The organism is Kocuria kalidii (assembly GCF_044462225.1).
Lineage (GTDB): Bacteria > Actinomycetota > Actinomycetes > Actinomycetales > Micrococcaceae > Kocuria > Kocuria kalidii.
This window is the reverse complement of sequence record NZ_JBISWJ010000025.1, coordinates 89,760-100,770: the sequence shown is the minus strand read 5'-3', so window position 1 is coordinate 100,770 and position 11,011 is coordinate 89,760. Positions and strand designations below refer to the sequence as shown.

Below are 11,011 nucleotides of genomic sequence, written 5' to 3'. Positions count from 1 at the left end.
CCGCACCCCTGCGACGGCCGCACGGAGCCGGTCCGGGAGCTCCTCCCGCAGCCGCGGCAGGCTCCGCCGGGCCGAGGCTGCGGTCTCCCGGGCGGCCCGCACGCGGGTGTACGCGGCGTACCTCCCGCGGCGCACGGGCAGGTCCCACGTCCCCGGGTAGGACTCCGGCCGGCCCCCGAAGGACCGCTTGAACTTCGTGAAGCCGTGCCACGCGTGGTCGGGTCCGGCGTCCTCGGGCGCGGTGCCGAAGAGGTCGAACCGGCTCAGACCCTTCTGCTTGGCGTCGAGGACCATCCGCACGACCAGCGGGATCCCGGCCGAGAGCCGGCGGTGCTCGAAGTCCATCGCGGCGTGGGCGTAGGTGCGGGTGTCGTCCGAGTCGTAGACGAGCGAGGCGCCGATGGGCTCGCCGTCGAGCCGCGCCACGTAGAGGACCGCCGCGCCCGCGGGCATGAGGCTGCGGGCGGCCTCGCGCAGGTAGGCGTCCTGCTGGCGGGCGAAGTCCTTGCGCTCGGCCGTGGCCTCGAGGAAGTCCAGCAGCACGGCGACGTCCTCGGGGTCGGTCGAGGCCGTGAAGGTCACGCCCTTCTTCGCGATGTTGCGGTGCAGGTTGCGGTTGGTGGACTTCATGTCCTGCAGGATCGCGTCCTCGTCCTGCGTGAGGTCGATCACCTGGGTGTGCCCGGGCTGGACCTGCCGGGGCGCCGGTCGCAGGCCGCGCCGGCGCAGGGACGCCTCGGGCGTCTCGAGGCCGTCCGTCACGGCGGCGTCCACGGGCTCGATCCGCACGAACCAGCACCGCTCGGCCCGGGCCGTGCGCACGAGGTCCTCGAGAGCGGCCTCGAAGGCCTGGGGGGTGCGGGCCTCGGGGCCGTACGGGCAGTACAGGTACTGCCCGGTCCGGCCGCCCTCGAGGATCGCGAGGTAGCGCCAGCCGTCCCCGGAGGCCCGGAACACCTTGTGCCCCAGGTTCCGCTGGAAGTCGGCCCATGCGTTCGACTGCAGTATGTTCGCCACGCCCCCACTGTACCGGGGCGTCCGGGCGCCGCCGGCGAGCCCGGGCCGGGCTGGGTCAGGGCACCGAGCAGGTGCCGTTCGGGGTGAGCTCCTGCGTCCCCACGAGGGGCCCGGCGGCCGGGACGGGGACCGTCATCGCGATCCCGGAGCCCACCGCGGTGCCGGGGGACCGGGCCTCGGCCCGCTGCGCGCCGCGGTCCGTGGCCTCCTCGAGCACCTGGTCGACGTCCTCGTGCAGCTGGTCGTAGTCCGGATAGGTGGGGAAGGACGGGTCGTAGTAGGGCGGGCCGGCGGCGTACTGCACCAGCTCGTGCTCCTTGGCCTTGAGGGCCACGTCCACGAAGGAGCCGATCTGGCTCTGCGGGATGTCCGTCTCGACGACCTGCGTCCCGGACTCCGCGAGGTCCTGGAACCGGGTCAGCACGTTGACGGGGTTGAGCTGCTCGAGCATCGCGGCCTGCACGCAGCGCTGGCGGGCCTGGCGGTCGTAGTCGGTGGCGCCCTCGCGGGACCGCGCGTACCAGAGGGCGTGGTAGCCGTCCAGGTGCTGGACGCCGGGCTCGATGTACCCGAAGATCTCGTTCGGCAGGCCGGTGGCGAGGTCGGTCCCGCCGCCGATCGGGACGCGCCCGCCCACGTCGACGGTGATGCCGCCGAGGGCGTCCACGAGCTGCTCGAAGCCGTCCATCTCGACGATCGCGTAGGCCTGGACCTCGATCCCGAGGATGCCCTCCGCGGCGTCCTTCATGGCCGCGGCGCCGGGGTCCTCGGCATCCGGGTAGAGGTCGGCGTGGTTGTTCGTGACGTCGGTGTAGAGGGCGTTGAGGATGCACGGGTCCCCGCAGTTGAAGCCCTCCGGATAGACCTCCGCCAGCGGTGAGTCCTCGGGGAAGGGCGTGTTCTGCAGGTTGCGGGGCAGGGAGATGGTCACCGTCCGCCCGGAGTCCGCGTCCACGCTGAGCACCGCCATCGAGTCGGGGCGGCGGCCCGTGCGGTCCTCCCCGGAGTCGGTGCCCATGAGCAGGATGTTGTAGCGCCCGTCCGAGGGGCGGAAGGGCAGACCCCCGCCGAAGACGTCGGAGACCGCACCGCGGGTCACCGAGAGCAGGTAGGCGGAGTAGGCGAGCCCGCCCGAGGTGACGAGCATGAGCGCCACCGTGGCGGCGGCCACCGCCCGGCGGGTGCGCTGCACGAGCAGTCCGGGCCGGATGAGCCGGAGGGTGTCGAAGAAGAGGAACGCCCAGCCCGCCGCCAGGGCCAGCAGAGCGGCGGTCAGCAGCAGCGACGTGAACGAGTTCGTCAGGAACCAGACCAGGGGGGCGCGCCACAGGACCAGGCAGACGAGGGCCAGGGCGAGCGCGGCCCACACGACCACGTCGACCTTCAGGGCGGTCCGGCCGGTGGCCCGACGACCCGCGACGAGCTGCGCGCTGCCGGGGACCACGAGCGTGGACAGCAGCAGGGTCCAGGCGCGACGTCCCCGGGTGGACTCCCCGGCGTGCTGGGGGTGCCGCAGGGGGTCGGTGAGCCGGCCGGGGGTCGCGGCGTCGTCGTCGACCCCGCGCACGGCCGTCACGGCGTCGGGCGGGAGGTCCCGGGTCCGGGACCCCTCGTCGGACGCGCCGCGGGACGGGCGGGGATCGTGCTCAGCGCGGGGGGTGTGGCCGTTCACGGGCAGCTCCGGCGGGGAAGGACGGGCAGGGAAGGACGGGCGGGTGAGGCTCGGGGCGGACGGGTCAGCCGTCGAGGCGGGTGCGCAGGGCGGCGCCCTTGTCGTGGGCCGTCCGCCGCAGCTCGTCGGCGAAGCGCAGGAGCTGTCCGCGCAGGGCCTCGGCCCGTGCGTCGGCGCCGGCGGCGAGGATCCGCGCGGCGAGCAGCCCGGCGTTGCGGGCCCCGCCGATCGAGACGGTGGCCACCGGGACGCCGGCGGGCATCTGCACGATGGACAGCAGCGAGTCCATGCCGTCCAGCGTGCGCAGGGGGACGGGGACGCCGATCACGGGGAGGGGCGTCACCGACGCCAGCATCCCCGGCAGGTGGGCCGCTCCGCCGGCCCCGGCGATGAGCACCCGCAGTCCCCGGTCGTGGGCCCGCTGACCGTACTCGATCATCTCGGTGGGCATCCGGTGGGCGGAGACGACGTCCGCCTCGTACGGGATCCCGAACTCCTCGAGGGCCGTGGCGGCGGCCTCCATCACCGGCCAGTCGGAGTCGGACCCCATCACGACGCCCACGACGGGCTGCTGCTTCTCGTTCACTGCTGCTCCTGGGGTGCTCGGCGGGCGGGGGACGGCACCGCGGTCCCTTCCGGTGCCACGGTATCCGTCCCGGCTGGACGGGCCGTGGGAGGCACGCGGGTCATTCCTGCCCGTCGCGCAGCACGGCCGCGGCCCGAGCGGCCCGCCGGCGCAGCTCCGGGATCTCGTCCGCGGCGCCGGTGACGTTGACGTGGCCGATCTTGCGCCCGGGCCGGACCGCCTTGCCGTAGTTGTGGATCTTGGCGCGGGGCTCCGCGCCCATCGCGGCCCGGTACGCGCCGAAGAGATCCTGGTTCGCCCCGCCCAGGTAGTTCTTCATCACCGCGGCCCCGCCGATCAGCCCGGTGTCCCCGAGCGGGAGGTCCAGCACGGCCCGCAGGTGCTGCTCGAACTGGCTGGTCACGGATCCGTCCATGGTCCAGTGCCCGGAGTTGTGCGGGCGCATGGCCAGCTCGTTGACCAGGAACCCGGCGCCGCGGCCGGGGGTCTCGAAGAGCTCGGCGGCCATCACGCCGGTCACTCCCAGCTCGGTGGCCAACGTCCGGGCGGCGTGCGCGGCGGCCGTCGCGACCTCGGGCAGCAGTCCGGGGGCGGGTGCGAGCACCTCGTCGCACACGCCGTCCACCTGGATCGACTCCACCACCGGCCACGCGAGCACCGCGCCGGAAGGGGTGCGGGCCACGAGGGCGGAGAGCTCGCGGGCGAACGCGACCTTCTCCTCGGCCAGCAGGGGGCCGTCCGTGCGGTCGAACCACCGCGACGGCTCGGCGCCGCGGGCGGCGTCGGCGGTGCCGAGCACCATCACGCCCTTGCCGTCGTAGCCGCCGCGCGGCGTCTTGAGCACCACGGGCCAGCCCGTGTCCTCGCCGAAGGCGATCAGCTCGTCGACGTCGGCCACCGCCGCCCACCGCGGGTTGGGGAGGCCGAGGTGCTCCACGGCCGCGCGCATCCGCAGCTTGTCCTGGGCGTGCACGAGCGCGGCCGGGCCGGGGCGGACGGCGACGCCCTCGTCCAGCAGGGCCTGCAGGTGCTCGGTGGGCACGTGCTCGTGGTCGAACGTCAGGACGTCGACGTCCGAGGCGAACCGGCGCAGCACGGCGAGGTCGGTGTAGTCGCCCACGGGCGCGGTGGGCACGGCGGCGACGGCCGAGACGTCGGGGCCCTCGGCGAGCACGCGGAGCTCGATCCCCAGGGCGGTGGCGGAGGGCGCCATCATGCGGGCGAGCTGCCCGCCCCCGACGACGCCGACGACGGGACCGGTCACAGAAGAAGTCACCCGACCAGGGTATCCCGGTCCGCCGGGCCCTCCGGTCCCGCACCCGGGGGCCTCCCGGCGGTCCCCGTGGCCCGTCGGCTCCTCCGGCGGCCGCCCGGCAGCCGGGCGGCAGCTGCCCGAGAACTGCCCGAGAACTGCCCCGTGGTTCCCGGGGACCGCCCGTCGGCGTGCGGAAGCTCACCGGTGCCGCGGGGGAGGGGCGAGGTAGGATGTCCCGAGGTCCGCCGCGGGTGCTCCCCCGCGCCCGTCGACCGCTGCGCCGGCCGGCGCCCACCGCCTCACCACCTGGGAGACCTGAAGCCGCGTGAACCGTCTCGTCGACCGTTTCGATGCCCTGTGGCACCTGTTCGTCAAGGAACTCATGAAGTTCGGCGTCGTCGGCGCCCTGGCCTTCCTCATCAACGCGTCGATCACCTGGGTCCTCATGCACACCTGGTTCCAGGACGGGCACCTCAAGGCGAAGTTCGTCGCCACGGCCGTCGCGATCACCTTCGCCTGGGTCGCGAACCGGCTGTGGACGTTCCGGCACAAGCGGCAGTCGGACAAGCGCCGTGAGCTCGTCCAGTTCCTCGTGGCCAACGGCATCGGCATGGCCATCGAGCTCGGCTGCCTCGGCTTCAGCTACTACGTCCTGGGCCTCACCAGCACCTACGCCTCGTTCGTGTCCGGCACGATCATCGGGACCATCCTCGGCACGGTCTTCCGGTACTTCGCCTACCGCTTCTGGGTGTTCACCGAGGAGCTCGACCAGGACCCGGACTTCGCGGACACCGCGGACCTCGAGATCGCCCTGATCACGGGCCGCGCGCCCGGCCAGGGCGCGGAGCGCCCGCACCGGGACAGCGCGGGGCACCCGGTCCCGGACGCCCCCGAGGGCGCGGGACCCGCCGACGGACGCTGAGCGCGGCCCGGTTCAGAAGGCCGTGGCGTTCTCGGCCGCCAGCACCGACCGCCAGGCCGCGTCGGCAGGGTCGGCCGGGCGGTCCGTGACGACCACGGCCCGGCCCCCGGCCAGGACCGCCAGCACGCGCAGCAGGAGTTCGGTGTCCATCCGCCGTCCCGGCACGTGCACCGCGGAGGCCCGGCCCCAGGAGCTCTCCCGCTCGGCCCCCAGCTCGCCCGCGGCCGGGAGCAGCCGCCCGTGCTCCAGGACGCCCTCGGTGCCTGCGAGCGCGGCGCCGTCCGGCGCCGGCTCCTCGAGACCGGCGTACACGTCCGCGTGGGCGCGGACCTCGGCGCAGTAGTCGAGCACGTCCCCGCCCGGCAGGTCCCCGCGGTAGCCGAGCGAGAGCGCCGGCCGGTCCAGCAGGACCGCGCGCGCACCGGGAGGGACCCGGTCCAGCAGCGGGGGCGGTGCGCCCTGCGCGTCGACGAGTCCCACGACGGCCCGGTCGCCCGCCTCCGCCCCGGCGTCCAGCGGGTCCACGGCACGCACCGCGGCGCCCATGCGCCACGTGCCCAGGACGGCGGCGAGACTGCGCCAGTGCAGGTCGTCGCCCAGGGCCACGACGTCGCCGGCCGCCAGGTCCAGCTCGTCGACCCACAGGTTCGCGGTCTTGGCCACCCAGTTGTCGAGCACCCGCCCCGAGAGCTCCACGCGCTCGCCGTCCTGCCCGTACCAGATCAGGGCGGGGCGGCTGCTGCTCCGCAGCTTGTCCACCAGACGGGGGACAGAAGGGGGGATCGTGCCGGCCATGGGTCCTCCTCGCGACAGCCGCCCCGGACGGGGCGGCGCGGCATATGCGTGGTACAGCATTCTTCACGGTCCGCGGTGTGTTCGAGAAATTGCTCCGTGACGTGGAAAAACGTCTACTCCCATCGGCATTTTTCCCCGTTATCGTGGCAAGGGTGCCCTCGCCCCGAGGGTTGACGCAGTGGTAGTTACACGCGTGTAATTATGAAGTCCGGCAGGCGGTCAGCAAAGATACGTTCTCCGGGATGCAACGGGCCGGCTCCCCCCGCACTGGGCCGGGCCCGAGCAATCATGTCGGATGGAAGGAAAATCATGGGAGAGGCCGCACGCCAGCAGGTCCTGGAATCCACCCCCCTCGGTATGGGACGCCGGAGCATGCGCTCGGTCCCCGAGGACTGGTTCGTGGACCCCGCCGACCCCCGTGCCGCCGAGCGGCACGTCCGGCGGGTGAGCGGCAGCCTGGAGGACCAGGCCACCGCCTTCCTCACGTCCCACGACGCCGTGCAGAACCTCTCCGGCGCCGGGGCGGCCCCCGTGCTCGACCTGCTCGAGGCGCCCGCCCCCGACGAGGGCTCCGACTGGAGCGCCGTCGCCGGTCTGTACGCCGTGGACGAGGACGAGGGAGAGCTCGCGTGGCAGACCGACGCGCTGTGCGCCCAGACCGACCCGGAGGCCTTCTTCCCGGAGAAGGGCGGGTCCACCCGGGACGCCAAGCGTGTCTGCGAGGCCTGCCCCGTCCAGGCCGAGTGCCTCGACTACGCGATGAGCAAGGACGAGAAGTTCGGCATCTGGGGCGGGCTCTCGGAGCGTGAGCGCCGCCGCCTGCGCCGCCTCGCCCGCTGAGGTAGTTTCAGGCCATGAGCTCCTCCGGCAGTGCCACCCGCCGCTGCTCCCGCCAGACCTGCTCGCGGGACGCGATCATGACCCTCACGTACGTGTACTCGGACTCGACCGCCGTGGTCGGCCCGCTCGCCGGGCACGCGGAGCCCCACGCCTACGACCTGTGCAGCGTGCATGCGGACCGGCTGACGGTGCCCCGCGGATGGCGCGTCGTCCGGCTGGAGCTGCCGGAGACGCGGGCCCGCCGGGAGGACATCGGCGCCGTGGCCGAGGCGGTCCGGGAACCGGAGCCCTCGGCCCCCGTCCGCGAGCGTCGCCGGACGGTGCTGCGCGACGTCTCCCTGCCGCGCGCCTCGGCGCCGGGGAGGTCGCGGCCCGGACCCGCCCGGACGGCCGCCCCCGAGGTCCCTCGGGAACCGGCCCCCGGCACCCCGCGGGCGGCCGGTCCGGAGATCTCGTCGACGGTGCCTCCGGCGAGCTCCCGGCCGGCAGCGCCGGGACGTTCGTGGACGGCGGCCCCGGAGGCCTCCCGAGCGACGGGTCCGGCGCCCGCCGGGACGCCCGCTGCGCAGACCCCCCGCACGACGCCCCGGGACGCTCCCCGGGGGCTGGACCGGGAGCCCGGTCCCGAGGTCGTGTGGCACGACCTCCCGGTCCCCGGTTCGCTACAGCGGCCGCACCTGCGCCGTCCCACCGCGCGCTGAGGCCCTCCCCGCCCTGCCCGGACCACCAGCCTGGGCGCGTCCCCGGCGGCGTCCGCGGCGCACCGGTGCTTCCGCCCTAGGATGAGCCCCAGACCGCATCTGCCCGGTGCGGTGGCTCTTCCCCCCGGAGCACCAGGAGTCCCCCCATGACCGTCCCTGCAACCATGACCAGCCCTGCGACCACGGCTGTCCCGGCGACGACGCGGCCGACGCACGGGTTCCGGGCCGAGGACCGGCACGCGAGCCGGTCCGCCCCGCGCCACGACGTCCCGGCCGGCGGCCGCACGGCCCCCTGGGCGCTGCCGGGCCCCGGCCCCGCACCGGTGCCCCCGGCCGCGGGCGCCCCGGCCCCCCGGCTGCTCGAGATCCTGCGCTGCCCCCTGACGGGGGGAACGCTGATCCCCGTGGACGCCGACCGGCTGATGAGCGACCGTCCGTTCCGTGACGGCGTGCACCCGGTCTATCCGATCGTCCGCGGCATCCCCTGCCTCACGCCCGTGCGCTGACTCCGGTCCGTCACGGAGCGGCCGCACCGGCACGCGGTCCGGGCTCGCCGTGGGCGTCACGAAGGCGTTAACATTCGTGATTCCACGGCGGCGAGCGGGGCCGTTCGCCGGGGCCGGACCTATCGTGGAAGCAGTTCCCCCAGCGTTCCCCCCCACCCCCCCCCGACGCCCGAGGTGCCGCTTCCCATGTCCCTGTCCTCCTGCCCGGATCCTGCGCCCTCTGCGCCACCTGCGGTGCGGACGGCGCCGCGCGGGCGGTGCTTGCTCGTCCTCGGGGCCGTGACGGCACTGCTCGCCACCGGTTGCGCGCACGCCTCCGGCGCTCCCTCCGGAGAAGCCGCCGCGACCGCCCCGAGCGCGTCCGCCCCGGCCGCGTCCCTGCCGGCCCCGTCCGCCCCGGCTGCTGCGCTGGAACCGGCCACGACGGCCCCGGTGGAGGTCACGGTCGCCCCCGTGGACGCCTCCGTCGAGCACAACCCCGTGGAGCCGGTCGTCGTGCGGGCCGAGGAGGGCGAACTGACCGACGTCGTCCTCGTCCCGGCGCCGGGCGGCGCGCCGGTGCCGGGGGAGCTCTCTGCCGACGGGCGAACCTGGACCAGCACCGGGGTCCTCGCCTTCGACACCCCGTACGTGCTGCACTGGAGCGCCGCGTCCGGGGCCGGGCCCGCGGCGGGCACCAGCACGTTCACGACCGTCCTCGCGGCCCACGAGGTCGACGCCCGCCTCAACGTGGTGGACGGCGGGGTGTACGGCACCGGGCAGATCCTGGAGTTCTCCTTCTCCGAGCCCGTGGTGCACAAGGCGGCGGTGGAGGACGCCGTCACCGTCGAGGGCGGCGGGGACCGGGCGGGCGCCTTCCGCTGGTACTCGGACACGACGCTCCGCTACCGGCCGGCCGAGAGGTGGACGCCGCACTCGCGGATCACCGTCTCCCTGGACCTGCTCGGGCTCGACGTGGGCCGCGGCATGGTGGGCAACCACGACCTCCGCCGGAGCTTCTCGACCGGCGCCGAGCACTACGCCCGGGTGGACGACGCGACGAAGACGCTCACCGCCTACGTCGACGGCGAGGTCGCGGCGACGTTCCCCGTGACGCTCGGCAACCCGGACTGGCCCTCGACCACGGGCCGGAAGGTCATCATGGAGCAGGCCCCGGAGTACCTGTTCAAGGCGTCCTCCCTGCACCTGCAGCCGGGGGACCCGCACTGGTACGACACGTTCTGGGCCTCCAACGTGTCCCGGCTGACGGCGAGCGGCGAGTTCGTGCACCAGGCCCTGCCCTCCGCGATGCCCGTCCTGGGGATCGCCAACGTCTCCCACGGGTGCGTGGGCATGCCCCCCGAGGGCGCGAGGTTCATCCACGACGTGTTCCGCCCCGGGGACGTCGTCGAGATCGTCGGCACCGGGTATCCGCAGGCGGACCCCGACGACGGGTACGGCGACTGGAACATCCCGCTCGAGCACTACGCCGACGAGTCGTGGACGGGCGACTGGTGAGGCCACGCCGCTGAGCCCCCGGAGCTCCCGGGGGCTCGCCGGGGCTCCCGGGCGGCGGGGGAGGGGGGCGTCCGGGAGATGGGTAGGATCGGGACCGACCGGCCCGCGCCCGCCCGCGCCGGACCCCCCGACCCCTCCGACCGAAGGACCCGCCCGTGGCCACCTCCAGCAACCACCAGGCCCCCTGGCAGCAGGCCGAACCGCACCCTGACGAGGAGGAACGGCGCGAGGAGCCCGTGTGGACGGGGCTGCTCCCGGCCGTCGTCCCCGCGGGGACCGGTGCCGACGACGGGCAGGCCGGCGCGCACGAGCGCCGCAGCGGGTCCGGCCGGACGGGCAGCGGCTCCCGCGCCGTCGGGGCGGCCGGGACCGCGGGGGACGACGAGCCGGACGCGGAGGCCCGCCGCCGGACCGCGCTGCGCCGGGACGCGCTGGCCGACGAGCCCCGGCTCCCGCGGCTGCAGCAGGTCTTCCTGGTGCTCGTGCTCCCGCTCGCGCTGCTGGCCGCGGCCGTGCGCGCGGTCGCCACGCCCCTGTTCCTGTGGGCGGAGTACCACCGCCCGGGCTTCCCGGCGGACTCCTACGGCTTCTCCACGGAGGAGCGGATGGTGTTCGGCTCCTACGGGCTGGACTACGTCATGAACTGGGCTCCGGCCGGGTTCCTCGCCGGTGTCCGGGACGCCGACGGCGCCCAGCTGTTCCTCGGCTCCGAGGTCGGCCACATGACCGACGTGAAGATCGTGCTGCAGAGCGCGCTCGCCGTGGTCGCGGTCCTCGCGCTGCTCGGCATCGTCTCCTCCCTGTACCTGCGGGCGAAGGCCCCGGGCGCCGCCTCCGGTGCCCTCTTCTTCGGGTCGTGGCTGACCGTGCTGCTCCTGGTCGTGCTGGCGGTCGCCGCGGTGCTCGGGTGGCAGCAGTTCTTCGCCCTGTTCCACTCCCTGTTCTTCGCGGACGGCACCTGGACCTTCCGGGCCTCGGACACCCTCATCCGGCTCTACCCCACCCAGTTCTGGATGGACGCCGCGATCGCGGTGGCCGGGCTCGCCCTCCTCGGGGCGCTCGCGGTCATGGCCGCCACCTGGCCCACCGCGTTCCGCCGGCACCGGGCCCTCGACCGGGTGCGCCGGCGGCAGGAGCTCAAGCGCCGGCTGGCCGGTCGCTGAGCCGGACGCCGGGCCCGGCGCGGGCCCGGTCGTTCGACCTCGGGCGGGGCCTGGCCT

At 74.8% G+C, this 11,011-nt stretch carries 11 protein-coding genes; 6 read left to right on the top strand and 5 right to left on the bottom strand.

From position 1 onward, the window contains the following. The 4 genes from ACH9D3_RS04315 to ACH9D3_RS04300 all read right to left on the bottom strand — a co-directional run. Window positions 1-1,017, bottom strand: a 1,017-nt coding sequence (locus ACH9D3_RS04315) for a peptidoglycan bridge formation glycyltransferase FemA/FemB family protein (RefSeq protein WP_396409997.1), incomplete at its 3' end; no start/stop codon positions are given. A 55-nt stretch (window positions 1,018-1,072) separates the two neighbouring features. Continuing rightward, the gene (locus ACH9D3_RS04310; protein ID WP_396409996.1) at window positions 1,073-2,689 is read right to left on the bottom strand and encodes an LCP family glycopolymer transferase; all 1,617 of its coding nucleotides are present in this window, start codon (window positions 2,687-2,689) and stop codon (window positions 1,073-1,075) included. A 64-nt stretch (window positions 2,690-2,753) separates the two neighbouring features. Next, entirely contained in the window at window positions 2,754-3,239 is a 486-nt protein-coding gene (purE, locus tag ACH9D3_RS04305; RefSeq protein WP_396399232.1) for a 5-(carboxyamino)imidazole ribonucleotide mutase, read from the bottom strand. Window positions 3,240-3,375: 136 nt separating this feature from the next. Beyond that, window positions 3,376-4,539, bottom strand: coding sequence for a 5-(carboxyamino)imidazole ribonucleotide synthase (locus tag ACH9D3_RS04300; protein ID WP_396409999.1), 1,164 nt, complete (start codon window positions 4,537-4,539; stop codon window positions 3,376-3,378). Between the two features lie 316 nt (window positions 4,540-4,855). Between ACH9D3_RS04300 and ACH9D3_RS04295 the strand changes: the two genes are divergently transcribed. Further along, the gene (locus tag ACH9D3_RS04295) at window positions 4,856-5,452 is read left to right on the top strand and encodes a GtrA family protein (RefSeq protein WP_396409995.1); all 597 of its coding nucleotides are present in this window, start codon (window positions 4,856-4,858) and stop codon (window positions 5,450-5,452) included. Between the two features lie 12 nt (window positions 5,453-5,464). Here ACH9D3_RS04295 and ACH9D3_RS04290 read toward each other — a convergent pair whose 3' ends face one another. Then, window positions 5,465-6,247 (bottom strand): TIGR03089 family protein, encoded by a 783-nt coding sequence (locus ACH9D3_RS04290; RefSeq protein WP_396409994.1) that lies wholly within the window; start codon window positions 6,245-6,247, stop codon window positions 5,465-5,467. 309 nt (window positions 6,248-6,556) lie between these two features. Between ACH9D3_RS04290 and ACH9D3_RS04285 the strand changes: the two genes are divergently transcribed. From ACH9D3_RS04285 to ACH9D3_RS04265, 5 genes are all read left to right on the top strand, one after another. Then, a complete protein-coding gene (locus ACH9D3_RS04285; protein ID WP_396399199.1) occupies window positions 6,557-7,087 on the top strand; it encodes a WhiB family transcriptional regulator in 531 nt (176 codons plus the stop codon). Between the two features lie 14 nt (window positions 7,088-7,101). Next, window positions 7,102-7,788, top strand: coding sequence for a DUF3499 family protein (locus ACH9D3_RS04280; RefSeq protein WP_396409993.1), 687 nt, complete (start codon window positions 7,102-7,104; stop codon window positions 7,786-7,788). 146 nt (window positions 7,789-7,934) lie between these two features. After that, entirely contained in the window at window positions 7,935-8,294 is a 360-nt protein-coding gene (locus ACH9D3_RS04275) for a Trm112 family protein (RefSeq protein WP_396409992.1), read from the top strand. Window positions 8,295-8,573: 279 nt separating this feature from the next. Then, window positions 8,574-9,791 (top strand): L,D-transpeptidase, encoded by a 1,218-nt coding sequence (locus tag ACH9D3_RS04270; protein ID WP_396409991.1) that lies wholly within the window; start codon window positions 8,574-8,576, stop codon window positions 9,789-9,791. Between the two features lie 155 nt (window positions 9,792-9,946). After that, window positions 9,947-10,954 carry a TIGR01906 family membrane protein gene (locus ACH9D3_RS04265; RefSeq protein WP_396409990.1) on the top strand — a complete coding sequence of 336 codons (1,008 nt, stop codon included), beginning with the start codon at window positions 9,947-9,949 and terminating at the stop codon, window positions 10,952-10,954. The last annotated feature ends 57 nt before the right edge of the window (window positions 10,955-11,011 follow it).